The following is a 25,829-nucleotide window of genomic DNA, read 5'->3' as shown; positions in this document are numbered from 1 at the left end:
AGTGTGTGGCTTACACCTCGTCGGTTATTTCCTCTATGACTACTCCACCTAGCATGTGTTTGATAAGTGGCACGCCAACAAGGTTTGAGGATTCTAGGTCTTCATCATCGGGCTGTGGATCGTCGACGATCGCTTTTCGCACTGCATCTTGCGCGGCTTGTTCTTGGGCGCGACGTTCTGCTGCACGACGAGGCGACTCTTCCCAAGGAGGTACGGAGCCTGCGGGTGATGGGCTTGTTGGTGCTGCCGTGTGTGCGGGAACAGGTGTAGAGGCCGTGTCCTGGCGCATACCAGGTGTTCCGTTGGCGGGCCCTACGTTGTCTGTTGGGTATTCAGCCGGCGGATAGTCCTCATGGGCAGGAGGCTCAGGAGGGGTATCCCATTGCGGTGGGGCAGATTCTGCTGTGGCTGCCGATTGTTGTGCATGACGTAGATCGGGGGCAGCAGGCGGCGGAGCGAATTGTGGATGTTCTGCGGCATCACGAGTCGGTGTCCGAAGCTCATCGACTACAGCTTCTGTTGCTGAGCCGATCGTTGGTGGGGTTGTTGAGTGCAGTTTGTTCGTCCCTGCGAGAGCCCCTACTGCCGCACCGAAGATACTTACTGTTGCTTGGGCATCAAATGGTGTTGATGTTGGTTTTTCTGGCTCTTCGGGGTCTGCTGGTGGCTGCGGGGTTTCTTCTGCTTGTGGTGCAGGCGAAGCAGGTTCTGGTTCGATGTGTGTCGAGACGCTTGACGGGGCTGGTGTGAGTGCTGGCGAGCCTGCTACATCGATGAGGACTGAGACTGTGAACCCTAACGTTTCGTGCACTGCGGCAGCAATGTGTTGGTCGCCCCCACGAGTGTTAAGGGTTCCAACGAGTTGTGGGTTAGGCAGCGCGATGTAGAGCGTCTGCGCATCTAAGCCAACAATTTCTGCGTATTGGTTAACGAGCGCCCACGAAGCACGCGATTGTCGTGTCAGTGCGTCGAGCACATCAGGCCAACGTTTTTTAAACACGTCAAGTTCGACGCTAGGCGCAGGCCCAGCATCTGCACCTGTCACATCGCCCTGTGTTTTTTCGGTGGCTGGTGACGATTCAGGCGCATTGTTTATGGACTGTTCAGGTGCGGCCGCGGCGACTGGCTCTTGTGGAGTTGGCTGCGGCTGCCCGAATATTCCTGTTGCTTGCGGGCTAGTAGCCGTTGGCGCTGCGGACGACATAGCAGTGGACTCTGGCACTACCGGCTTCGGTGTGTGTGGCTGCTGTGCTGGTTTACGACGAGTAGATTCTGGACGCAGTGATCCGCGACGAGTTCCATCTGCTGTAGCAATAGGCGCTGTGCGCTCTGCACTATGTTCAGCGGCGTCGGCAGCTTCCACGGGTGCAGCAGGTTCGTCACTGACAGGAATGTGCTGTGCCTGCGGTGCTGCGGGTAGGCCTTGTGCGAGGGTCCGTTCGATTCCGTCTATGCGTGCGCCTAGCCCTTGAGCTGTGTTGTCTGCGGCAGGCAGCAGCAGGCGTGCACATAGCAGTTCGAGGTGGAGTCGCGGCGAAGTAGCTCCACTCATGTCAGAAAGAGCTGTGTTAGTAACGTCAGCAGCACGAGATAGCTCAGCAACACCAAGCATGCGTGCTTGCGCTTCCATCCGCGCGTATTGGTCAGTTGGAACTGTTGCCAACACAGTTGTGGCGCTTTCACCTGATAGCGCGATAACGATGAGGTCGCGTAGGCGTTCTAGGAGATCCTCAATGAATCGTCGTGGTTCGTGGCCTGTTGCGATGATGTGTTCAATCACCTTAAACAGTGCTGCACCGTTGCGTTGCGCCAAGGCTTCGACCACATCGTCGAGAAGTGTACTGGGGGTAAAGCCCAGCAGTGCTGCCGCTTGGTTGTAATGCAGTTCCCCGTTCTGGGCGCCAGCGATGAGTTGATCCAATACGGATAGCGTGTCACGAACGGATCCGCCTCCGGCCCGCACCACCAGTTGGAGCACGCCGTCTTCTGCGGTGATGTTTTCTGAAGCGCACAGGTCTACTAGGTAGGCGTGCATTGTTTCGGGTGCAACAAGTTTGAACGGATAGTGGTGGGTACGGGATCGGATAGTACCAATCACTTTTTCCGGTTCGGTTGTTGCAAAAATGAATTTTAAATATGGCGGTGGTTCTTCAACGATTTTCAGCAGGGCGTTAAACCCTTGAGCTGTAACCATGTGGGCTTCGTCGAGAATAAATATTTTGAAGCGGTCGCGGGTTGGGCTAAACGTTGCACGTTCACGGAGGTCGCGTGCGTCGTCGACACCACCGTGTGAGGCTGCGTCAATTTCAACAACGTCAAGTGAGCCGGGTCCGCCTGTTGCCAGTTCAAGGCATGATGGGCAGGTGCCGCACGGTGTTGCTGTGGGGGTGGCTTCTGTATTTTGAGCACAGTTAAGGATGCGCGCGAGGATGCGCGCAGAGGTTGTTTTTCCGCAGCCTCTAGGCCCAGAGAACAAGTATGCGTGGTTGACTCGGTTGGAACGTAGAGCCTGCATGAGCGGCTCGGTCACGTGTTCTTGACCGATCATGTCCGCGAAGGTGTCAGGGCGGTATCGACGATATAGTGCTGTGCTCACACAGCAACCTTAGTAGAGATCGCTGGGTTCATGCGTGCGCAGGTCAGGATTTTTTGTACGTCTTCACGCTTATAAACAATGTTTCCCCAACACTTGCAGTGTTGGGGAAACATTGGTGTGCATATTGGTGGGTTTGATCACTGACGGTGTAGGACTCGTCGAGCCAGCCAGTTTCCAAAGAATTGCGTGAACTGCACAACGAGAATGATCAGGATCAGCGCGGCGATTGTGATCTCTGTGTTCATGCGTTGGTGTCCGTGACGGATCGCAAAGTCACCAAGACCGCCTGCACCAACCAGTCCAGCCATCGCAGACATGTCGACAACCCCAATGAAGAGGAACGTGTATGCCAGGATGAGTGGGCCAAGCGCTTCAGGAATAATTACGGTTCGGATAACCCGCAATTTGGAGGCGCCCATTGCGCGGGCAGCTTCAATAACGCCGGGGTCTAACGCAACTAGGTTTTGTTCGACGAGTCGGGAGAACGCGAATGAAGCCATGATTGCTATAGCAAATATTGCTGCGTCTTGGCCGATGGTGGTACCAACGATTTGCCGCGTGAGTGGCCCAATCGCTGCAATGAAAATGATGAACGGTATGGGCCGCACAAGGTTGATGATGAAGTTGAGAACGTTAAACACAACCTTGTTTTGGAACAGGTTCCCAGGTCGGGTTATGTATAACGCAAGGCCGAGGAGGAGGCCACAGAACCCACTAATGAGTATCGAGACACCAACCATGTAGAGGGTTTGGCCGAAGGCTTCCCACAGGGCTGGACCCATAATGTCCCAGTTTGTTTCGGTGAATACTGGTGTTTGAAGGGTGATCATTTCTTTTTCCCTCCAAAGAAGCGTGTCTTTTTGTTGTCTGCTGGTGCGTCGTTGTCGTCTAGTTCTTGTTCAGTTTGGGCGTAGTGGTCGACGTAGTCGGCTGGTTCACCATCAGTAAAGTCGATGTCTGCATATCCGAACCCGTCAATAGGATGCTCCGATGTACCTAAATCAACGACATCCGTGTATTTGCTGAGTTCAGCAATAACTGCAGCAATGTTTTCGCTGCTGCCTTCTAGGCCCCACGTGAGCGAACCGAAAGGTCGCTGCTTGATTTCTGAGATTCCACCGTAAATGATGCCGCCGCGAACGTTGTGTTCGTGGAGTACGTCGGTGATTCGTCGGCCGTATCCGCCGTCTTCGTGAACGAAAACGGTGATGAGGTGTTCTGTGTGACGTTCACGCAACCGAACGAGGGTTTTAGGGTCTGGTTTGTCTTTTATTGCTGTGGAAACAAACTTTTTGGTTGCCACGTGTTGTGGGTGTGAGAACACTTGATACACGTTGCCAGTCTCGACGACTTTCCCATGTTCCATGACTGCAACGCGGTCGCAGATTTGTTTGACGACGTCCATTTCGTGGGTAATAACAACAATGGTTATGCCCAGTTCTTTATTGACGCGGTCAAGGAGTTCAAGGACGTCACTTGTGGTTTCTGGGTCAAGCGCAGATGTGGATTCGTCCGCAAGTAGGATTTTGGGGTTTGTTGCAAGCGCCCGAGCGATTCCTACACGCTGCTTTTGCCCGCCTGACAGCTGCGAGGGATAAGCTTTCTTTTTGTCTGCGAGGCCCACAAATTCTAGGAGTTCGTCGACTCGTTTTTGCCGTTCGCTTTTCGGAACTTTGGCGACTTCTAGCGGGTATGAAATGTTTGATGCGACAGTTCGTGATTGCAGCAGGTTGAACTGTTGGAAGATCATGCCGATTTCTAATCGGATTTTCCGCAAAGCGTTTTCGTTGAGTTGGGACAGATCTTTTCCGTCGACGATAACGTGACCGCCGGTGGCAGGCTCGAGCGCGTTAATCATGCGTACAAGCGTTGATTTTCCTGCACCTGAGTATCCGATGACACCAAAGATTTCTCCGCTGTCGATGGTGAGCGTTACATCGTCAACGGCTTTGACTGCCCCAGATTTTGCTGCGAAATGTTTTTCCGCGTTTTTAAATTCCACAATTGGTGTTGTGGGGTGACTCATTTTTGGCTCCGATTCTGCAACGGCATCGCATTATTTCCTGTGTGGAAGGTCAGTGCCGTAGACGCCGCAAAGGCGACCCCCTGTGCACAGCATAAAGTGTGGGGGTCGCCTTTGTAATGCGATACGTGTTACTTGCTTGCCTTGAGGTCTTCTTCGATTTGGGTGAGGTACCCTTCGAGTTCTGCGCCCGTTTGGTTCGCAAATGCTGCGGTTCCGTCGGATGCGGCAAGTACGCCGTCTTGGATTGGCTGCGTCTTGTAGATGTCTACGAGCTTCTTGAAGGTTTCGTTGTCTTTGTCTTCTGCACGTGATACCCAAATGTTGATGTATGGGCGTGCACCTTCGGAGTCAGCCGAGTCTTTGTAGATTGCGTCTGTTGCTTTCAGTCCAGCGTCTTTGAGGAAGTCGTTGTTAACAACGGATGCTTCTACGTCTGGGAGAGAAAGAACTGTCTGCGTTGCGTCTACTGGGATTACCTTGACGATGGATTCTGGTAGTACATCGAACTCTGTTGAGAACGCTGTTCCGCCGTCACGAAGTTTGATTAAACCTGCATCTTGTAGCACGAGGAGTGCACGGGAAAGGTTTGTTGGGTCGTTTGGTACTGCGACGTCTCCACCTTTGATTTGGTCGATGGAGGTGTGCTTTTTGGAGTAAACGCCTAGCGGGTAGACAGCAGTTGCCCCGATTGGTGTGAGGTCTTCGCCAGCTTCAACGTTGTAGCCTGCAAGGAACAGGAGGTGTTGGAACTGGTTAAGGTCAAGGTCACCGTCTGTAAGTGCAGTGTTTGGTAGGTCGTATGCGGCGAGGTCGCGGATCTCTACGTGGATGCCTTGCTTTTCTGCTTCTGCTTCGAAGGTTGGCCAGTAGTCTTCTGCGCCGACGACACCGATCGTGACTGGGTTGTCTTTTGTTCCCTTTGCGCTTGACTCGTTTTCTTTTGCATTGTCGTTTCCGCATGCAGTTAACGAGAAGGTGAGTGTGGCTGCAGCTGCTACAGCGGCGAGGGACTTCAAAAGGGACGTGCGTGACATTGGATTCTCCAAATAATGGTGCAGGGGTTACCTGCGCGGGCCGTGGCCCTACGGAACGTTGAATGGCTTACCAGCCATGCGAAACCTTTCAGCTGGTTCTTCGCATGCCGAATGGCGTGAAACTGAAAATGTGGTTTCTAGTCAGTGTTTCTTGCTGTTGAGGCGTCACAAGAAATCACAGCGCTACAAGTGCACAAACCGCGGAGTACGGGTCGTGCTCGTATCGAGTCTGTACTCGATTCGGGTGACGTCGCGGTTTAGCGAGGACACCCACTGAGCATTGAGCGCATGGCACAGCACATGATGCGTGGCATTGTGGCCGTGCGCATGCTTGCGGGGTGCTGTGTACTGAACATGCATTAATCATGACGGGTGTGCGGGCGTTAACGCCAGCAACACACTCGTCGTCTCGAAGTGTGGAACGAAAAACCGCGCACAAAACATTGGTTAAGTGGTTAAAAGCGGTCACGACAGACACTTCTTGTTTCAATAAATGAGACACGCCGCGTGAAAAAAGTTCCACATTTCAAGATTTCGGTGAGTCGGGTGGGCGGTCGAGCCCGAACACGACCTTTTCGGTCAGCGAATTTTTATGTTGACTAGAGCACATAAAACAAAAGACCCCTCGCGCACCCGCCAGAGCCCACCTGCCCTTGCTGCATTCCTGCCCTGGGGGATTCAGTGAGATGACGCCACACGAGGAGTCGACCTCCAGCGTATCTCATCGAACGCAGATACTTAAATCCGTTCACCCACAGCCAACAAAGAAAATAACTACCGACGCACACGTCGCTTACCTAACAGCCCGCAGGAAGCACACACTAGGCGTGTGATGCATCACTTTGCGGATGAGGATTCGGGTTTTTGAGAAAAGTTCGGTACGCTTTTCTGGCTGGAGTCTTCGCGTTCACGTGAAGAAAGTTCAGCATGGAGGATTCGCCTAGTGGCCTATGGCGCACGCTTGGAAAGCGTGTTGGGTGCAAGCCCTCAGGGGTTCGAATCCCCTATCCTCCGCCAAAGAAATGCCTCTGATGCGCTAAGCACATCGGAGGCATTTTGCGTTTCATTTCCGATGACTCGATTAACCCGTTCGCAAACCGCAGTAGAGTCACACGCTATTCAGATGCTCTGCAATGAGGTTTCTATCTTTGCGCGAAAGCGGAACCCCACGAAAACAAAAATGGCTGCAACAATCACAGGTATGAAAATCGCAACCGCAATGTTGGCGCTATCGTAAGGCAACATGCCATCAGTGAGAACAACCGCACCAGCTGCACCCACGGCGCTCCCTACCGTGAGTCCACAATGACGAACGTGCATTTCTTGTTTATGTAAGACTGCCTCCGAGAGGCTTGCACCAGCAACAGCTCCCACGCCTACAGTAAATCCAGCAAGGATTCCCAGCAAGCCCATAAACGCAAACCAACTGCTAGAAACACTGATGAGCATTCCTAACAACCCGCCTAGAGCTGTAGACGCCGCGAGGACAGCACACGCACACCGTATTTTGTTCATAAAATACGCTTCCTGTTCAAAAGAATGTAACTGCACTCCAGTCTAGCTATTCGCTATCGGAGACAATGACCCACTGGCCTATCTCAGTAAAGCCTGCCGACCGTGCAGTTGCCGAGGATGCGCTGTTAGTCATATCGCATCGATACAAGGGTTCGTAACCGCGAGCAACAATATTTCTCGCCATGGCTTGCACGACGACGCGCCCATAACCGCGACCGCGCGCTTTTTCTAGCGTAAGCACGCCAATGTCAGCCATTGAAGTACTCCCCCATGGGTAAGCACTCGATACCGCTACAAGTTCATCGTCTTCAAATAGACCAACCACACTCCAGTGATCAAGTTCAACGTAGGCTTCTTCTTTATCGTCTTCTGACGCTTGCGCCTGGAATGTTTGGAATAGTTCATCGTCGTCAGGCCCTAACATTCGAATCGAGGCAGGGTCTTCACCAGCGACAAGGCTTTCGAGGCTCGCTGGGGTGTACGAAAAAATGTAGTCTGCGTCGTACATTTTGCCTGGAAGTTTCCCAACCATACGCAGCAGATCTTCGCGCGTGAGTTGAGCAGCGTTCTTCGCTGGCAGAGTCATTCCAAGCCCTGCGTTGAGAGCACACAATGTGCTGCCGTCTTCAAGCATCATCACCATTGCTTTGTCTTGCGCACGCATCTTTGTGTTTTCAACAATTTTGACGGAGCCATCGTCATATAGGACACGCCCGGAATGAAACGGCACAAACCACGCTTCATATGTTGCCTGACTTAAAAAGCGCTCATCATACATGCGGTCACCTGCAAGGTCTTATTGGATCAAAATCATGTTTGGTTACATCGTGCATGACCAGTAAAGCCGTGTCGCCTTATTTTTTGGGAAAAGGCTGACAACAAGCTGTCACACAAACACAAGGCCACCTTCACGATTTCACCCTCCAATGCTCACGACCTTCCCGCTAGGCCTCTCTCACCATCAAACCGCGCATAGATACACTGGAACCCATGATTTTCAAACGTGTCGGTGATGGCCGTCCGTACCCAGAACACGAGTTAACGACGGCACGTGATTGGGCTGCTATTGCGCCACGCCAAGTACGACTATCAGACCTCGTTACAACAAAGCGAACTCTCGACCTGGACACTCTTCTTACCGAAGACTCTACGTTTTACGGTGACCTGTTTGCTCACGTCATTCAGTATCAAGGCGTCATGTATTTAGAAGATGGGCTCCATCGTGCTGTTCGTGCAGCGTTGCAGCAACGCATGATGCTTCACGCCCGGGTGTACGTGCTCGACGAATAAACCACCAACGCAAAAACCTTCCAGTCGGAAGATTTTTAGTATCTGAAGTACCCTTTACATAAGGTCTATCCCACACGAGGTAAGTCAGCACTGTGACGCAAGAACAAATCAAAAAGGCACGCGCAATCCGTCGACGACGCGTTCGAGAACGCCAAGCAGTAATCTTCGGAACTCTCGCTGCCACACTCGGCGTCATCGCACTATGGGCAGTCGCTGTCTATAACGACGCCATAGGACTTCCCTTCGACCCAGGCTTCAGTTACGAAGAACAAGCACAAGACGAAGTTTTCCCCACAGCGTGCTTACCCGATAAAACTTTGCCCCTAGGCGCAAAGAAAATCGCAGTGAACGTATACAACGCTTCTGAGAAAAACGGATTCGCTGGAATCGTCGCCAACGACCTGAAAAAACGTGGCCTCAACGTTAAAGAAACAGGCAACGCCGAAGCGAAACGCAACACCACAGCCATCATCTTCGGAATAGATGGCATACGCGCCGCCTACACACTTCACGCCCACGTACCAAGCGCCGCCCTCATCCTCGATGACACCCGCGAAGGCAAAACCATTGATATCCACATTGGTGAAAAGCTTCAAGTCACTCCTGCCATCAGACTCCATTGAATTAGATTCCGAAACGCCAATGGTGTCCCTCGAAGGATGCCAACCGCTATGGGAACTCACCAACAAAGTTGAGCCACCTGAAAGCATCGACGAAGACGAACCTGCACAAGAACAAAAAGACGAGGCTGAAAAAACCGAGTCCGAAGGCGCCTAAGTACCTCATAAAAAGGGGTGGGGTCGCACAACCTAGGTTGTGCGACCCCACCCCTTTTTATACGTCTCTACTACTTCTCCAGTTCAGCGCCACCCGGCACAGACGCAGGCGAAACAGGTTCGTCGTGAGTACCACACCACTTAGATAGTGCCGTCATCACGTGGTAAACAACCAGCGCCGCAGCGGTACCCAAAGCAATACCTTCAAAGGTTAGGTCGCCAGCATTCCACGTAAAGTTAGCCATACCCACGATGAGTGGGACAGCAGCAGAGGTCAAGTTAATTGGGTTTGAAAAATCAACCCGGTTTTGCATCCAAATACGCACACCGAGCATACCGATCATGCCGTACAGCAAAGTAGCCGCACCGCCCAGCACACCAGCAGGAACCGTCGCAATAGCCGCACCAAACTTAGGCGACAAACTCAAAAGCAACGCACCAATACCAGCAACCCAGTATGCAGCAGTCGAATACACACGAGTAGCAGCCATAACGCCGATGTTCTCAGCGTACGTTGTTGTACCCGAACCACCACCAAGACCCGCAAACGACGTCGCAAGACCATCAGCGAACAACGCGCGGCCAGACAACTTATCTAAGTTCTCGCCAGTCATCGCAGCAACCGACTTAACGTGACCGATGTTCTCTGCAACAAGCACAAAAACGACAGGCAAGAACAAACCAAGTACAGAAATATCAAACTGCGGTGACGTAAATTCAGGCAAACCAAACCACTTGGCCTCGCTGATCTTGGTGTAATCAATTTCGCCACGCACAGCAGCAAACGTGTACCCAATTGCGACACCGAACAAGATAGCCAACCGGCCAATAATTCCCTTAAACACAACAGTGATCAAAATGATTGACCCCAGCGTGACAAGCGCAGTCACCGGCGAAGCTAAAAATCCACCATCAATGACAGTGATAACTTGCCCAGCCTCATCAAGGATGACTCGGCCATCATCGTCTTTAAGCAGACTCTTCGAAGCCCACGCAGCAGGAGCAAGGTTAAAACCAATAAGCGCAACAATCGTTCCAGTAACAATCGGTGGCATAAGAACTTCAATCCAGCGCACACCAGCAAAGTGAACGATCAAACCAATAATAGCCAACAACACACCAGCAGCTAAGATACCGCCCGTTGCAACAGCATGGCCGCTGCTTGTAGTCGCAGCAATAATCGGCGCAATAAACGCAAAGCTCGACCCCAAGTAGCTTGGCAGCCTGTTACCTGTGATGACAAGGAACAGTAAAGTTCCCAACGCCGAGAAAAACAACGTAGTCGCCGGCGGGAAACCCGTTAAAAGCGGCACAAGGAATGTTGCACCAAACATCGCTACGATGTGTTGCAAACCTATTCCGATAGTCCGCGGCCACGACAGGCGCTCCGAGGGAGCCACCACATCCTTGGGTCCAATCGTGCGGCCGTCGCCGAACAGCTTCCAACCGAAACTCACTGTTTCTCCTCCGAATAAAAGGGATGTAGGCACATCATGTTCTGACTAAAACAGACCCACGCGCCTACCTGGCCACGAGTGTAGCCCTACGGGAGAATACTGTGTTTTCGAAGGAAAATTCACCCAGCCTTTACGATTATTTTTAAAAAGCGGCTCAAAAGCATACTAAAAACGGATAATGCACGCTCATGTTTTTCGTCACTTTTACTTACGACGCGCAACAAGACGCTATCCAAGCAAGCGTATAAGATTTAGAATTCCCGCCGTCATAAACATCGTCAGACAAGCGTAAAGCGATCTCCCACGCCTCTTCAGCATCTCGCCCACCACATAAAGCGGCATACATGACAGCGTAATCACCAAAAGACGCCTCAAAATCAGGGAAGAACCCAAAAGCCTCAACCACATTCTCCCGAATACGAGCAGCATCAGACGCAAGACGTTGAGCAACAGGAGACATAGGAACAATAAGCAACCCTAAAAGCGCCGACTTTTCTCCACCAAACCACGACGCATAATCATGCTTGCCGCCAGAAACAAACGGCACAACGGAATGCTGAAACGCCTCACGCACAGGATCATCATGATCGAAATTCGTCCAATAAGTTTGCGCCGATGTGAACTCCAACGACAGCATCCACACAGCCAAGTCATACATCCACGAACACTGCGTAGTTTGAGCCCACAAAGCAACCGCATTCCAAGCGTTCACAGCTTCAAACACGGACTGCTGATGATTCCCATCGTCTGACGACGCAACACCTGCAGCCCACGAATGACCCTTATACGGATCAAAAACACGCAATAACGGAACAGCATCGCTACTCAACGGGCTCGCAATGTCCCACACCAAAGCATCCACACGCTGGTGCACCTCGTCAAGAAGTGCAGGATTAGCTTCACACAACAAAGCCGCTACATAAAGGAAATACCCGTACTGCACATGATGATCATTGAACTCATCTGCACCAAACGACGACTCTTTCCCAACGACACCGCGCCACGTTTCGTCGTAAAGGAAACCACGAGGCTCATCAGCAGACGAAGGCGCACACCACGCTTTAAAACGCTCCTCCACACCGGCACGGAACTCTGCTGCCCCCTCAACCTGAAGCACATCCGCAAGGTACGCAATATGCGCTTCACGGTAAAGAGCCTTCCCCCCAAAAAATGTGTCGAGTGGAGCATTCGGGGCAACCGCCATATCAGAGCGAACCTGCTCAACGACACGTGCCCGCTGCTGTGGCGACCACGCCGAAATATCTAACGTGTGCGTGGGCGTAATCTTTGGTGTCATCCATGTCAACCGCTTATTCGAAACCACATCAACGGTTCCATACACCGTTGTATAAAGGCCAAGAATTGGCGTTTCTTCGCCACGCTGATGTGGCATGCGGGCAACAGCGACAGGACCATTATCGACGGCAATATAACGAATAGTTGTTTCAACAGCATCTTCACGCACATGCGCGCTCACTTCAGTGCGCACGATCGGATACATCGCATGATGGGCGAGTTTCAACACTAGGCGCTCGTGGTCTTGCGGCGACACTTCATCAAGAAAATGAGGAAAAGCAAACAACGAAACGTATTGCCCAGCAGCCAAGTTAATAACCTGTGAAGAGAACTTTCCCGTCGTCACAAGGCCATAACGAGCACCTTCAACCCGCGCTGTCGCACACGTTTCATAAGTCATCGCAAAAGGCTCCGATAACGTCACGTCATGTGCGATTTCAGCGGTATACGAAACGTACGGCACGCCCTCGGCAAGGACTGCACGCCCCAACACCCGACCACTCTTATTCAAAAATTCGATAGTTACACTTGCCGCGTCATAGTGTGCGATCTTATACGACGACGCTCCCACCGACACATCGATGTCGGGGGCAGCCGGACCACTAATGGTATGGCGTGAAGTCGTCACCCTCGGCAGTCCGTAAACAAACCCTTGCGCGGTTTGAATATACGAATACGGAAACGGAAAAATTGAATCCGACGAGCCAAAAGCCAAACCCGAAAACCAGGAATTCGTTGGCGGAAGAACCGCCTTACCTCCATGCAACAACGGCATATTGACACCCGTAGTTACGGGTAAAACATGTATGGCCTCAGCACAGGAATCACCAACACTGGTCTCTGCTAAGTTATATCCAACTAAGCTAAACGCCTGCTTTTCTCCACTCATATGTGGACTGTATCCTTTCAGGGCTTTCGTCCACGCCATTTAGCTGGAACAAAGAAATCTGCCAACGATAACGCCGCGAACACCCCACACACAACACTCAACTTACGTCGGCCGCGTCGTTTAGCTGCAACTGCTAGACCTGCCCACGCCGCTGTTTCCACTCCATTGAGCACGTAGTAAGAAGGCGGACGCTCAATCCAGAGCCTACTGATTTTCGCTGAAACATCAGATTCTGTAGGCGATGTAGTTAAAGAAGACCACACTGCCGCAGAAAGCCCTTGCGTTTCAACCCTACATGCGTTGTCTAAGGTTGCTGGATCACGCCATCCTTCAGCAACCTCGGCAGCTTGCTCTGGCAAACCCAAAATACGAGCAACAGCTGTAAACGGGTCGTCCATTTCCGGGGCAGCAAGGACCAAACCTAACCGGTCAAGTTCTACCTCAGAAAGTTCAAAAAAATCTGCAAAGTCTTGAGCTGTTGCTCTCGGTGTCGCAAAGTGATCTAACACCAGATCAGCAACGTTCTCTTCGTCCCTGCTTAACAACCGTATGATTTCCTCGGTCTCAACCACTCGCGGATCAACCGTCTGCCATTGCGGACCCCACTCATGCAACAGCTGCACATGACCGCCCATCGATACCACTACTCTGCGCCAATGGCCGTTGCGTTCAAAACCAACAACGGGATACATCCCCGACGTCATCAGAACCCCACCGAGGTCTGCCTCCGCCGTTGTTCCAGCGACAACACTCCATGGCTGATTATGCGCAAACCACACATCCTCTTGGGCGTCATGTGCGATCAGTGGGCCATCATTCGATCGATACTTACCTACGAGTGCGGTTCCATGCTGGGCGGAATCAACAACAACATCACCAAAGTCCACTTTCACAACCGGAATATTTGGCTGGTCAGAAAGGTGGCAATCCGTATTGAGGTGCTCAGCAAGAAAGCGGGCCAAATCAGCGAATGGCATCGTCGGGAATTGTGTGTCAGTTGTATTTTCTTCAGGTGCCCAACGCAGTGCGCGACCATCACGCAGACCCAACGTGCGTGCGATCACCCAGCCAGGCGCACCAACTTCAGCGCCTTCCATAACCTGAGCGGGAATCCCCAAGTTTAAAAACTGCTCTGCGAGTTCATCGAGCGTCACTGGCTCGAGGTACTCGATTGCGTCTTCGCTCCGTGGCGCTCCGCCACGCGGATCACGAGGAGCCACAGTAATAAACATTTCGATGGTATCTGCAGCAACATCTTGATCGAGTTCGAACATACTTATGAGTCTCTCACCTTGGAGGGGTTACCCGCACATAGTTTTCGTAATCTCCGCAAGAGTCCTACCTTACGGTAAACACAATGAGGCTCCGGTGCGAACACCGAAGCCTCAAAAAAACTAGTTCAACGCAGTTTAAGAACATGCCTTATCTGCAGCGGGAACAACAATCGTTGGGTGAATTCCGCTAGCAATATCAGTTGCTACTTCAATTTGATTTTGCGTGTGGCGGTCTTGCGGGTACACCGCTAAGGCGGCGTCTTCCGCCACCATAACCGACACGATAACGTCGCGCATTGCTTCAAATGTCAGCAGTTCATCAGTGTCAGCAGAGGCCGTTGGGGAACGCACAAGTGAAGCATCCCGCCCTTCCTCAATTTCGCACATTGAGATGACGTTCTCGATTTCATTGAGCGCTTCTTGGCGCGAGTCCCACAGAGTACCGAAAGCAATATCTGCGTGTGCCCGAGCCAGTGCTGACTTCATGTCCTTTTGATCAGCATTCAACGCCCAAGTTTTATCAACGACGATCTCCACTCCGGAATCGTCGAGTACACACGCTGGCTCTCCTGCACATTCAGCCGAGTTGTCGCCTTCAGAATAGTGCACAACAACCTGCGGGAAGGCTTGCCCAAAGGACAAATATGAATCGCGAACCTCTTGTAGTTTCAGTTCTAAAGCAACTTGGCGTTCTGCTTCACGGGAACGCTCTTGGGCAGCGTTTTCTTCGCTTTCTGTCATAGCAGCTTGGGATTGTTCACTTGCCGTAAGCCCTACATCAGAAGCGGCAATTTCGCTGCTCACAGTTTCGATTTCTTCAGCTACCGATGTTTCGCTGGTCGTAGCTGAAAAAATACCCAAACTAGCGGCGAGGCCCATGCCTAAAGTCGTCACAAGAACGATCACTAAAAGTGCAATCTTGTTCATGCCGACCACTTCGACGACACCCGTGACATGCTAGTTCACGCCTTCCTAACAGGGCTTAAACCTGTTGCTCCATATGAAGTAACCCCCTGCGCGAAGCTCCTGGAAAACTCCAATTGTCGCGTACACCTACTAGATCGGCAGACACTGCGACTAACTTCACAACTTTTGAATTACTTTACTGAATTTTGAAGAATATGTCATGTAGTAAAAGTCCGTTTTTACCGCATAATCATGCGGCAAACACCACGTTAGCGACGCACGTCACTTTACCCAAGCACATCAGGAGCGAATACCCAATATCTTCACTACATTTTCTTCGCGATTGCTGAAACTTCTGCACCAGCAAATTCCCAGTGCCATGGTTCCGGTTTACTTGTTTGAGCCCAATCAGGAGAGATCCATCCGTATTTTGAGCCGTTCTTTACAAGCCAGTTTCGTTCAGCAGTACCCCAAGTTGCTTCTGCACCAGACAGGTCGAGCGCAAGACCCCACCCGTGGTTTGATGTGCCTGGAGTCGCGGCAAGCCATCCTTTAGCTGCTTTTGTGGCGACCTGTGAGCCGTAGGAACGGTATGAGTCGGTAAGTTTAATGTTGCGTCCAAATTTTGCTTTGAACGCTTTGTTCATCTCGTTGAAAAGCAAAGCAGCATCCTTGCGGGCGTAGTGCCCTGAGGCTCCCTTTAATTCACTCATCGCGCTAGTGGGCAATTGTCCGTTCGAATACCCACTTGTGCTGCCTGCTAGCTTGATAGCTTTTTCCCAAGCGACTTCCAGCGAGTCTCGCACAATTTCTTTTGCTGGGACAACGCTCAGCGTTTGCGTGTCGAGTAGTTTCTTGAGCTTTGCGGTAGCTACTTCAACATCTTTAATTTCTTCAGCAGAGAGGTCTACTGAAACAGCGCCTTCGTCAACGATGACCGTTGCCTGGTGGTCTTCAAGAGGTCCTTGAGTCTGCGCTTCTTCAATGACGGCAGCACGCACGTCACTAAGCTCTGCTTCTTGCTCCGCGTCTTGCTCGTCCTGCGAAGCTGCGTCGCTTTCATCGGCTGCGTGTTTACCAACATACGTTTCAGTTGCTGCTGTTACGTCACCGGCTAATGCGGTGAGGTCAACGAGGCTTGTTTCCGCGGTGTGGTCTTCTACGCTTTCTGGTGATGCGCTTTCCTCAACGGCTGGAGTTGCTTCTTGCTGCGTAGCATCTTCAGTTACTGCGGCGGGCTCTTCTGGCTGTTCAGTCTCAGCGGTTTCAGATTGGGCCGGTGTCTCTTCCCCACCTGAGGCGTCGACAGTCTCATCAATTGCGGTACGTTCAGTAGAACGTGAAGCTGCTGCTTCTGCCCGAGCGTCTGTGCTAGCACGGTCTTCAAGATCAGCAAGTAGCGTTTCGAGTTCTTGTGCCGCTGACTGAACAGATTTATTTGATGCCGAGATGACTTCCGGGTCAGAGAGCACTTCTGCGGCTCTCATGACTGCGTGGTCTGCGTCGCTGGCACCCGAGGTGACGATCTCTTGAACTGTTTCTTGGGTTGCAGCTTTAGGCGTGTCCTCTGCAACTGTTTGCTCAATGGTTGTGGTTTGGGCGGCTTGCGCAGCAGTTACACCAACGATTCCGACGAATGCTGCTCCTGCAACGATGACGGGGCGTCCGAGTGCATGTGGTTTTCTTTGTGCACGTCGGCCTTGATAGTGTGCGCGGTTTGCGGTGCTGTACGCGCTACCACGCCCCTTTTTCGTGCTGGACGCCATGCGTCTTCCTCGAACTGCTGCCATTACTCATCACCTTGGTCCTTGCGGCGGTTTTACACCATGGGGGTCTGGGGCATACGCACAAAACTGTTGGCTGCAGTAAGTGCGCAGTACGCATAAGGACGCTGGCGGTTGTAGCATCGCATGCGCTATTGGTCATAGACGGTTGTCCACTGACTCAACCCGCATGGGCAGTAATGCCCAGTGAGTTGTTCCCAAATGAACGTATCGAGTGTTACATATTGGTAACGATTCGCCAATGACTAGGGCCACAGAAGGGCAGTGAAGATGGCGTGAAGAAGTTCTACCAGCGCACACGCACGGCATTAAACGCTAAAAGTGACAAGGCTCACCCCTCATTTTCTTCCATCTTGAAGAAATCAAGTAGTGCTGTCATCCTCAATTCGCGAATGAGGAGCCCTCAACGGAGAATCCCCCATCGCTTCCTCAATTGAAGTAGCCAAAGGGCGCTCCTTAACAAAAAACGCAGAGACAGCAGCAATAAGCACCAAAGGAATCAACCACAAATAAATAGGGATCAGCGCATCGTTATATGCAGCAAGAATCGGTTCACGCACACTTTGCGGAAGGCTATGTACAAAAGCAGGCGTAAACGAACTCGCATCACCAACAACAGCAGCGTCCTCCCCCATCCGATCCTCAACATAAAACATCAACCGAGAAGCAAACACAGCACCCACGACCGCAGAACCAAGGGTCGACCCAACCTGACGGAAATAATTCGTTGCAGCAGTAGCAGTACCCACAACCTTAAGCGAAAACGAACTTTGCACAATCAACGTCAAAATCTGCAAAGACATACCCACGCCAACGCCCATAACCGACATTGCCAAACAGATAACAACGACCGGGGTATCCAACTCCGTTTGCGCCATCCACAACAGCCCAACAGCAACAACTAAAGATCCGACAACCGGAAACATCCGATACTTACCCGACCTGCTAACTGCCAAACCAGTAACAGTCGAAGAAATAAGCAACGAAAGCATCATCGGCGCCATCAACAAACCTGCTGTAGCCGCCGAAAAACCGCCAGCCATCTGCAAATACGTTGGAATATAGCCAATAGCACCAAACATGACGATTCCCGTTGCCAAAGCAGTGATCGTCGTCAAATTAAAGTTACGGTCACGGAACAAAAACAACGGCATGATTGGTTCCGCCGCACGCTTTTCCGCAAACACAAAAGCCACGCCCGACAACAACGTCACAGCAGCCAAAACAGTAATAAAAGGCTCAGACCACGCGTAGGCAGAACCGCCCAACGTTACCAACAAAACAAAAGCTGTCGTAACAACGGACAGCAAAGCCATACCCAACACATCAATCTTGGGTTTCACCACATTAACAACCCGTGGAGTATGCAAGAACAGCAGTGTTGCACAAATAGAAAGAGCCGCCAAAGGAATGTTCATCCAAAAAGCCCAACGCCACCCCGGACCTTCCGTAAACCATCCACCAAGCAAAGGACCAGCAACAGAAGACACCGCAAAAGTTGCCCCCATAATGCCCATGTACTTACCGCGCTCACGGGCCGGAACCACGTCAGCAATAGCGGCCTGCGACAGAATCATCAAGCCACCACCACCAGCACCCTGTATGGCACGTGCAATCACTAACGCGTTCATTGACGACGCAAGCGCACCCAGCACAGAGCCCGCCAAAAACAAAACAATGGCAACTAAAAGTAAGGGTTTACGCCCCCACAAGTCAGATAGCTTGCCATAAATAGGCATCACAATGGTGGCCGCAAGAATAAATGCAGTGATCACCCACGCCATGTGCTCAACCCCGTTGAGCTCTCCAACAATCGTTGGCAACGCACTAGACAAGACCGTTTGGCCAAGAGACGACATAAACTGTGTCACCATCAGGCCAGCAAACAGCAGCTTGATTGAATTATGTTCTCTCGTCATAGCGTCTCTCTTATGATTGTGCGGAAAGCGGCCAAGGAAGACCTATATTCATGATCGTCGTCATGCGTAAGCGCTGCAGGATAACGAGCAAAAACAAATTTTGCGGCAGCACCGGCTAAAACCGTTAAAGCACGAGCGGCATCTTCAACCGTGTATGAACCATCAAAAGGCGCGCTTTCAGATGCGAGGTGACGACTCACGGCCTCTTGCACGAGCACCTCACACGCCCCAAAGTGTTTGGCCAGAACGACTCGATATAGTGGCAGCTCTCTTAGCTCTTGGCTGCGGGAATAGAACGTGGAACGATCCACTACTGAGGAACGTATGACTTCAAAAAACATTTCAGTCACGTGTTCAAAAAGGTCACTCGTTTTAGTTTCACCAACATGCGTGTACTGATCTTCTTCAATATGCGCAGGCCGTAAACCCAAAACAGCTTCTTCTTTAGAGCGAAAATAATTGAAAAATGTGCGCGGTGACACCTGTGCTGCCGCAGCAATTTCTTCAACCGTCGGCTGTGCCTGCTCTACGACAGTTAACCGATATGCGGCCTCATGGATTGCCCGGTATGCGCCGGCTTTGTTTTGTTCTCGTCGTGACATCGTTCCTCCAAGGCAAGATTATGCACAACTGCAAAAATGCACAACTGCAAAATTATGATGTGTGCTGCACACACAAAAAAGGGGCACCTCCACAAGGAAGCACCCCTCTTTACAATCACAAATGTTTACTCAGTCGCAGCCAACTGACCACACGCACCATCGATTTCTTTACCGCGAGTATCACGCAAAGTCGTAGGCACGCCCTTAGCTTCCAACCGCTCAATCCACATACGAGTAACCTTCGGGTCCGAAGACGTCCAAATCGACCCAGGAGTCGGATTCAGCGGAATAGGGTTAACATGCACCCAACCCCTACCGCGCGCATTCAACTTGTCCGCCAACAGATCAGCACGCCACGCGTGATCATTCATATCTTTAATCAACGCATATTCAATAGACACACGCCGCCCGGTCTTCTCGTAATACTCATACGCCGCGTCGATTGCTTCATCAGCTTTCCAACGCGAGTTAACCGGAATAAGTTCGTCACGCAATTCGTCATCAGGGGCATGCAACGACAGCGCGAAGGTGAAAGGCAAATTCTCGTCCGCTAATTTCCGAATAGCCGGAACTAAACCAACCGTCGATATCGTGATACCCCGAGCAGACATGCCAAGACCCTCTGGCGCTTCCGCAACCATACGATGCACGGCATTCATTACACGCTTATAGTTTGCAAGCGGCTCACCCATGCCCATAAACACAATATTTGTGACGCGCTCAGGCACATGGTCTCCTGGACGTATACCGCCAAGTCCACCCTCTGCAATAACCCGGTTCGCTTGAACAATCTGGTCCAAGATCTCGGCAGTAGACATGTTACGAGTCAACCCAGCCTGACCTGTTGCGCAAAATGGGCAGTTCATTCCGCACCCACACTGCGAAGACACACACAACGTAATACGGCCCGGATAACGCATCAAAACGGACTCAACCAAAGACCCGTCAAACAGACGCCACAAGAATTTGATCGTTGCGCCATCGTCAGTTACGAGACGTTTAACTTCCGTGAGGAGCGCTGGGAAAGCAGCCTCAACCAATTCTTGACGCCCTGCCTTTGGCAAGTCAGACATAAGTTCGGGGTCAGTGGTGTAGTGCTGGAAATAATGCACCGACAGTTGCTTTGCCCGAAAAGCAGGGAAACCCAGCTCTTTAAGTTTGTCTTGCCGCTCTTTTATTGTGAGGTCTGCAAAGTGTGTTGGGGGTTGCGTCACGCGCTTCTTCGTCGCGAATTGAAGCTCTGGACGCCCATCTGCACCCATCGCTTGCTTCCAACCCTCTGGGGTTGGACGAACCTGCTCACGGCCTTCGCGTCGTGCACGCAATTCTGAGACTCGGCCCTGCTGCGCGGCTTTGCGCTCTGCGGCCTGATCTGCCTGCTTTAAATGTTTCATGGTGCGCTCATTGCGATCTGAGCGCTTAAGACGATCCTCGCGCCCACCTTGCGTTTCGTCGCCTTTTCGGTTGCTCGTTTTTCGAGTTTTACCAAAGCTACGTGAGCCCTCTTGTTGGGCAGCAGAACGCACAGAGCCCACTTTAAGTGTGCTCAGGTGAGGGTTTCGGGGGGAGTTTTTTGAAGCAGACATCCTTTTTATTGTTTCACGCGCTTTGCATACGTGCGCAAAACGTGAGCGACAACAAACCCTGCCCTTCTCAAACCCTGCTGCATGCATGATTCGTCATTTAATGCGTCGTTTCGGCATTTGCGGTACGACGAAACAATACAAAATCTGACAACACACAACAGCTACTCGCGAAGGACTGGATCAATGTCCGCATACTCGACGATTCCCCTCGCCCGCATCGCCGCGCGCATGCGTGCCACTAACCCATGAATATTATGGAGGTCTTTTGCAACCACACGAACAACCAGCCACCCGGCGCGACGCAGTATATCTTCACGCAGTTTCTCGTGATACAAGGCATCTGGCGAGTCTGCATATTTGATGCGTCCGTCGTATTCGAGTGCGATTTTTAATTGTGGCGCTCCAATATCTAAACGAAACGTTCTACCTTCAAGGCGCACCTGATATTGCGGAACGAGATCTGTCATTCCGGCGAGCCATGCAACGTAGCGCATATACGATTCGGGAATAGATTCAGCAAGGGATGTGGCGCGATTAAGAAGGCACGTAGTGCGTTTTCTTCGCTTTGGTGAACGCAAGGCAGCGTTAATCGACAAGCACTGTTCTCTGCTTACACCGCGAGCAAGTGCGTGGTCAGCGATGGCTAACGCTTCCATCGGTTTAGCCGTCCTCATGCAGTCAACAATCGTTCTTTCTAGTGTTGTTACGCGAATTGCGTGACGAGTGGTCACGTGGCTTTCCGGCAAATAAAGCAGGTGCCTGCGTTCACCTTGTCGTCGTATCTGTGCTCCCTCAGCGACAGTAATGTGCACCTCCTCTTCCGGCTCAGGGACAAGCAAACCCCACAGCGCTGCGGCCGAACCGTGGCTTACTACTTCATGCGGCTTGAGTTGCCATTGAGCGGCAGAGATAAGCAGGAGTTGGTGGATTCGTCGTTGTTCAAATGTGCTGTGAGGCTTAACCGTCTCTGGTGTTGTGTATGCGTAAATGCCGGGGCGGATGCGTGCGATTTCTTTGGCTGCAAGCAGCCTGTTTAGAGTGTTACGTGAATAGTGTCGAGCAGGGAACGTTTCTGGTAAGGGTTTATTTAGGTGTTGCCATGAGCGCTCTGTCGTCATTGTGTGAGCCTAGTTTTTAGACGAGGCGAAGCAGTCAAGCCGTGCGGTTTTACTACTCGCATGCGGACGAAATCGGTTGTTTTTGTACGTGGAAAACAGCCTTAGCCGCCTACATCGGCATTACGTATCGCCAGAACCACAGCCTTTATAAATTTGCACTTTAAAAATCAAAGTGCAAGAATGCACTTCATGAGTGAAAGTGCAAAAAGTTCTTCTGGGGTGACAGCACCACAACACAAAACAGACAACCGCCCACCCCAGGGATCCCTACGTGCCGCCCGCAAAGCCAAAACACAAAGCGCACTCATCGCTCACGCACGACGCATGACACTCAACAAAGGACTCAACGGATTCACACTCGACGAACTCTGCACAGAAGTAGGAATCTCAAGGCGCACATTCTTCAACTACTTCGCATCCAAAGACGACGCCATACTCGGCATCACCCTCGAATCCCCCTACACCGACTACAAAGAAACGTTCCTGCAATCACGCGGAACACTCCCCCTCGTCGAAGCGATCCGCATACTCCTCGGAGATTCGTTCCAATCCATGATGAACGAAGAGTTCACTCCAGACGTCATGCACAAGATCTTCCTTGAACAACCCACACTCCTCGAAAGCCTGCACAAGCACGCCTACAGCCTCATCTCTGAACTCACAGCACTCATCACGCAACGTGAAGAGCTCCCTTCCCCCGCCGGATACGCGCACACTGTTGCCGTGGCTGCGCACCAGCTCACCATGTCCACATTTATGGATGCACACGCTGCACACACAGAGCCGGAAAGCTTCACGAACTGCCCTCCATGAGGCAAGCTGCACGCTCCAAAAAGCAGTATTCACTGAAACGTTGAAACAAAACTTTGCACACCTCAGCGCATTCTTCAGCGAACAAAACCCACGCGCCTAATCCCTCACGCAACAGCCTGTAATAGGTCTCCACAACTAAGGAAAACCATGTCTCACGCACCAACAGGTGCTGCCCTCGAAGAACCAAAACTTGTTCTTACACAGCGCACCATCTGGGTTATCTTCTCAGCGCTGATGGCATCCATGTTTTTGTCATCCCTCGACCAAACCATCGTGTCCACGGCCATGCCGACAATCGTCGGCGATCTTGGCGGAGTCCAACACCAAGCATGGATAACCACCGCATACCTATTGGCTACAACAATCGTGATGCCCATATATGGAAAATTCGGTGACATCTTAGGACGACGAAACCTCTTCCTCGCTGCCATCGCCATCTTCACGCTGGCGTCGCTGGCGCTTGCCCTCGTCACCGATTTTTGGTCTTTCGTTATCTTCCGAGCCATTCAAGGCATCGGCGGTGGCGGACTCATGATTCTGTCCCAAGCAATCATCGCCGACATCACTCCCGCTTCAGAACGCGGAAAATACATGGGCCCAATGGGCGCAGTATTCGGTATTGCCGCAGTTGCAGGTCCACTCCTTGGCGGATTCTTCGTTGACCACCTCACCTGGCATTGGGCGTTCTGGATCAACATTCCAATCGGAATCGTCGCCTTTGCCGTCGCGTGGTTTACGTTAAAACTCCCAAGCCACAAAGCCGAAAAGAAGATCGACTTCTTAGGTGTTCTTCTGCTGTCAATTGCAACAACCTCACTGATTTTCTTCACCGACTTTGGCAGTTCAAACAGCCATGGCTGGGACGCCCCAGAAACGTGGGCGTGGGGTTCAGCTATGCTCGTGGCTGCCGCACTCTTCATCTTTGTTGAGTCCAGGGCTGAAGACCCAATCATCCCGCTAGCCTTCTTCAAAAACCGTGTTTTTGTGAACGCTACAGCAATCGGGTTTGTCCTTGGACTTGGCATGTTCGCAGCGCTAGCTTTCTTACCAACATTCATGCAAATGTCATCAGGAACTTCCGCCGCAACCTCCGGCTTGTTGATGCTGCCGATGATGGCGGGAATGATGGGAACCTCCATCTGGACTGGTTTACGCATCACAAAAACCGGTCAGTACCGCATGTATCCAATCGTCGGCACCGCAGTCACCGCAGTTGTCTTAGTCATCATGTCAACACTTACCGGTAGTACGCCGCTGTGGCTGCTATGCACCTACCTGTTTTTCTTTGGTGCAGGGCTTGGCCTTGTTATGCAGGTGGTCGTACTTGTTGTGCAAAACTCCGTAGACGCACATGACGTCGGTGCAGCCACGTCAACTAACAACTATTTCCGTGAAGTTGGCGCCGCACTGGGTGTAGCAATTTTTGGCACCCTCTTCACAAACAGGCTCGGGGAGCGACTCGGTGAAGTGTTCGGTGGTGCAGGATTATCTGCCGAAGAAAGCACCCAAGCTTCAGCGAACATTACGCCAGCGATCATGGACAGCATGCCAGAATTTATGCGTCAAGGCGTAGTAGATGCGTATGCAGATTCTTTAGCACCAGTATTCCTGTACATGGTTCCTTTCCTCGTCGTAGCCTGTGCGCTCGCTTTCTTTATGAAGCAGATCAAACTATCCGACGAAGCCGGAATGGTTGCCCGTGGCGAAGCCGTTACAGACGAACCAGAACTAGCGCAACTGTAAATCCACGCACAGCACATACAGTGAAGCCCCCACACATCCGTGTGGGGGCTTCACTCATAACCGCTATGAACAGTTTTTAAGTACGGTACTCATAGCTGCTTTTTCAGCAGATGTCACCCACAACTCGTATCGTTCTTTCACAGTAATTTGTGCAATTACGTAAGAACACTGGAACGATTCGTTTGGTGGCAAGTATTCCGAAGCGTCGCGGTGTCCTTTCGACTGGTTCTCAGGCCCGTACGCCGCTAGTAGGTTATCTGGGTCGTTAGCCAATTCCACACGTTGTTCTTTAGTCAAATGTTGCGCGCCTTTTTGCCACGCATCAAAGAGCGCTACTACGTGTTCGATTTGCACTTTGGCACGATTGTTCGGGTCGAATTCAATAATGTCGCCCGTGTATGGGTCGTCGAGGGTTCCCCCGTCGACGAGGCAGCCTTGCGGTGAGACGTCTCTGTGCACGAGGTTCGTCATGTCACGGTTGAGAATCTCGTTACGCGTATTGCAGCCGTCGCGGTCGAGGTCTGCCCAGCCGCTACCGAATTGTCGTTCGCGGTCGTAGCCTTTACGGGTTTCTGGTTTTTTCACAGGGAGCGCTTCCAACGTGGTTTGCGCTGCTGTGATTTCTTGCGCGGTGGGCTGTTCCCAGCTGTTCTCCGCGTTATTTCCATAACTGCTAAATCCGTCTGTTGTCAGGTATGCGACTACAGCAAGAATGACGATAGTAATAATTGTTCCGACCCAGTGCGGGCGTTTACGGTTCTTCCCTGGCGGGTTTAAATGCTGAGTAACTACACGATTAAGTTTTTCAAACTGCTCATACTGCTGCTGGGGGTTTTTGTTGGCGGCCACAGATTAAGCGTAAACAAAAATGAAAACTAAAACTGTCAGTGACAGTATTGAAAGGGTCACTAATGAGATTGGAACACCGTCTGTAATCGCTAAATTTCCGTGTTCATGCAGGTGTCTGTTGGTATTACGGTATCGACGACGAACCCACAATAACGCTGTGATTCCGCTCAACACTCCCACTGTGCCAACGGTCAGCGGGAAAAATACGGGTGCGGCATCTGCGGTGTATCGCGTAGCCAATGCAGTAGCAACCACTACTGCCAAAATTGTGCGTTGCCACGACAACGCAGTTCTTTCAACAGCTAGCCCGACGTCATATACGGAGTCGTGTGCGCTGTGCGGGGTTTCGCTCACTG

General features: G+C 51.7%; 22 protein-coding genes, 1 tRNA gene and 1 other RNA gene. 6 read left to right on the top strand and 18 right to left on the bottom strand.

What is annotated here, in order from left to right; genetic code table 11:
- Positions 1-10 precede the first annotated feature (10 nt).
- From ACR9EC_RS10910 to ffs, 5 genes are all read right to left on the bottom strand, one after another.
- Positions 11-2,596, bottom strand: a complete 2,586-nt coding sequence (locus ACR9EC_RS10910) for a DNA polymerase III subunit gamma and tau (protein ID WP_435299252.1) — start codon at positions 2,594-2,596, stop codon at positions 11-13.
- Between the two features lie 137 nt (positions 2,597-2,733).
- Positions 2,734-3,426: a methionine ABC transporter permease gene (locus ACR9EC_RS10905; RefSeq protein WP_435299251.1), complete on the bottom strand. Its 693-nt coding sequence runs from the start codon at positions 3,424-3,426 to the stop codon at positions 2,734-2,736.
- On the bottom strand, positions 3,423-4,622 hold the full coding sequence (locus tag ACR9EC_RS10900; RefSeq protein WP_435299250.1) for a methionine ABC transporter ATP-binding protein: 1,200 nt from the start codon (positions 4,620-4,622) through the stop codon (positions 3,423-3,425). Before ACR9EC_RS10900 ends, ACR9EC_RS10905 begins: the two co-directional genes overlap by 4 nt.
- 128 nt (positions 4,623-4,750) lie before the next feature.
- Entirely contained in the window at positions 4,751-5,656 is a 906-nt protein-coding gene (locus ACR9EC_RS10895) for a MetQ/NlpA family ABC transporter substrate-binding protein (RefSeq protein ID WP_435299249.1), read from the bottom strand.
- Between the two features lie 613 nt (positions 5,657-6,269).
- Positions 6,270-6,365, bottom strand: an RNA gene (ffs, locus tag ACR9EC_RS10890) — signal recognition particle sRNA small type.
- A 220-nt stretch (positions 6,366-6,585) separates the two neighbouring features.
- Here ffs and ACR9EC_RS10885 point away from each other — a divergent pair.
- Positions 6,586-6,673 (top strand) — tRNA-Ser (locus tag ACR9EC_RS10885).
- A 102-nt stretch (positions 6,674-6,775) separates the two neighbouring features.
- On the opposite strand, the gene ACR9EC_RS10880 is transcribed toward ACR9EC_RS10885, so the two are convergent.
- Both ACR9EC_RS10880 and ACR9EC_RS10875 read right to left on the bottom strand, forming a co-directional pair.
- Complete coding sequence (locus ACR9EC_RS10880) at positions 6,776-7,171, bottom strand: hypothetical protein (protein ID WP_435299248.1); 396 nt, start codon at positions 7,169-7,171, stop codon at positions 6,776-6,778.
- 46 nt (positions 7,172-7,217) lie between these two features.
- On the bottom strand, positions 7,218-7,949 hold the full coding sequence (locus ACR9EC_RS10875) for a GNAT family N-acetyltransferase (RefSeq protein ID WP_435299247.1): 732 nt from the start codon (positions 7,947-7,949) through the stop codon (positions 7,218-7,220).
- A gap of 212 nt (positions 7,950-8,161) precedes the next feature.
- Here ACR9EC_RS10875 and ACR9EC_RS10870 point away from each other — a divergent pair, with 212 nt between their 5' ends.
- From ACR9EC_RS10870 to ACR9EC_RS10860, 3 genes are all read left to right on the top strand, one after another.
- On the top strand, positions 8,162-8,461 hold the full coding sequence (locus ACR9EC_RS10870) for a type II toxin-antitoxin system VapB family antitoxin (RefSeq protein ID WP_435299246.1): 300 nt from the start codon (positions 8,162-8,164) through the stop codon (positions 8,459-8,461).
- Between the two features lie 92 nt (positions 8,462-8,553).
- Complete coding sequence (locus ACR9EC_RS10865) at positions 8,554-9,084, top strand: LytR C-terminal domain-containing protein (protein ID WP_435299245.1); 531 nt, start codon at positions 8,554-8,556, stop codon at positions 9,082-9,084.
- 19 nt (positions 9,085-9,103) lie between these two features.
- The gene (locus ACR9EC_RS10860; RefSeq protein ID WP_435299244.1) at positions 9,104-9,238 is read left to right on the top strand and encodes a hypothetical protein; all 135 of its coding nucleotides are present in this window, start codon (positions 9,104-9,106) and stop codon (positions 9,236-9,238) included.
- Positions 9,239-9,308: 70 nt separating this feature from the next.
- Here ACR9EC_RS10860 and ACR9EC_RS10855 read toward each other — a convergent pair whose 3' ends face one another.
- The 9 genes from ACR9EC_RS10855 to ACR9EC_RS10815 all read right to left on the bottom strand — a co-directional run bounded on the left by ACR9EC_RS10855 (position 9,309) and on the right by ACR9EC_RS10815 (position 22,068).
- Entirely contained in the window at positions 9,309-10,694 is a 1,386-nt protein-coding gene (locus ACR9EC_RS10855; protein ID WP_435299243.1) for a uracil-xanthine permease family protein, read from the bottom strand.
- 208 nt (positions 10,695-10,902) lie between these two features.
- Positions 10,903-12,879 (bottom strand): glycosyl hydrolase, encoded by a 1,977-nt coding sequence (locus ACR9EC_RS10850; protein ID WP_435299242.1) that lies wholly within the window; start codon positions 12,877-12,879, stop codon positions 10,903-10,905.
- A 17-nt stretch (positions 12,880-12,896) separates the two neighbouring features.
- A complete protein-coding gene (locus ACR9EC_RS10845; RefSeq protein WP_435299241.1) occupies positions 12,897-14,153 on the bottom strand; it encodes a hypothetical protein in 1,257 nt (418 codons plus the stop codon).
- 135 nt (positions 14,154-14,288) lie between these two features.
- Positions 14,289-15,080, bottom strand: coding sequence for a hypothetical protein (locus ACR9EC_RS10840; RefSeq protein ID WP_435299240.1), 792 nt, complete (start codon positions 15,078-15,080; stop codon positions 14,289-14,291).
- Positions 15,081-15,385: 305 nt separating this feature from the next.
- Positions 15,386-16,825 carry a D-alanyl-D-alanine carboxypeptidase family protein gene (locus ACR9EC_RS10835; protein ID WP_435299239.1) on the bottom strand — a complete coding sequence of 480 codons (1,440 nt, stop codon included), beginning with the start codon at positions 16,823-16,825 and terminating at the stop codon, positions 15,386-15,388.
- Positions 16,826-17,205: 380 nt separating this feature from the next.
- On the bottom strand, positions 17,206-18,762 hold the full coding sequence (locus ACR9EC_RS10830; protein WP_435299238.1) for an MDR family MFS transporter: 1,557 nt from the start codon (positions 18,760-18,762) through the stop codon (positions 17,206-17,208).
- Positions 18,759-19,364: a TetR/AcrR family transcriptional regulator gene (locus tag ACR9EC_RS10825; RefSeq protein WP_435299237.1), complete on the bottom strand. Its 606-nt coding sequence runs from the start codon at positions 19,362-19,364 to the stop codon at positions 18,759-18,761. The genes ACR9EC_RS10830 and ACR9EC_RS10825 overlap by 4 nt, the downstream gene beginning before the upstream one ends.
- A 125-nt stretch (positions 19,365-19,489) precedes the next feature.
- A complete protein-coding gene (gene rlmN, locus ACR9EC_RS10820) occupies positions 19,490-20,758 on the bottom strand; it encodes a 23S rRNA (adenine(2503)-C(2))-methyltransferase RlmN (protein ID WP_435300651.1) in 1,269 nt (422 codons plus the stop codon).
- A 353-nt stretch (positions 20,759-21,111) separates the two neighbouring features.
- Positions 21,112-22,068, bottom strand: a complete 957-nt coding sequence (locus ACR9EC_RS10815) for a hypothetical protein (RefSeq protein WP_435299236.1) — start codon at positions 22,066-22,068, stop codon at positions 21,112-21,114.
- A 189-nt stretch (positions 22,069-22,257) separates the two neighbouring features.
- On the opposite strand from ACR9EC_RS10815, the gene ACR9EC_RS10810 reads away from it, so the two are divergent.
- Both ACR9EC_RS10810 and ACR9EC_RS10805 read left to right on the top strand, forming a co-directional pair.
- Complete coding sequence (locus ACR9EC_RS10810) at positions 22,258-22,881, top strand: TetR/AcrR family transcriptional regulator (protein WP_435299235.1); 624 nt, start codon at positions 22,258-22,260, stop codon at positions 22,879-22,881.
- Between the two features lie 147 nt (positions 22,882-23,028).
- The gene (locus tag ACR9EC_RS10805) at positions 23,029-24,624 is read left to right on the top strand and encodes an MDR family MFS transporter (RefSeq protein WP_435299234.1); all 1,596 of its coding nucleotides are present in this window, start codon (positions 23,029-23,031) and stop codon (positions 24,622-24,624) included.
- A 63-nt stretch (positions 24,625-24,687) separates the two neighbouring features.
- Here the strand turns inward: ACR9EC_RS10805 and ACR9EC_RS10800 are convergent, their stop codons facing one another.
- Positions 24,688-25,473 carry an HNH endonuclease family protein gene (locus ACR9EC_RS10800; RefSeq protein ID WP_435299233.1) on the bottom strand — a complete coding sequence of 262 codons (786 nt, stop codon included), beginning with the start codon at positions 25,471-25,473 and terminating at the stop codon, positions 24,688-24,690.
- Positions 25,474-25,476: 3 nt separating this feature from the next.
- A complete protein-coding gene (locus ACR9EC_RS10795) occupies positions 25,477-25,827 on the bottom strand; it encodes a DUF202 domain-containing protein (RefSeq protein ID WP_435299232.1) in 351 nt (116 codons plus the stop codon).
- Positions 25,828-25,829 lie beyond the last annotated feature (2 nt).

Origin of the sequence: Timonella sp. A28 (assembly GCF_051200815.1) — a bacterium.
Taxonomy (GTDB): Bacteria; Actinomycetota; Actinomycetes; order Actinomycetales; family Cellulomonadaceae; genus Timonella.
Note: the sequence above shows the minus strand (reverse complement) of the source record. Positions and strands in the feature narration are given on the sequence as shown.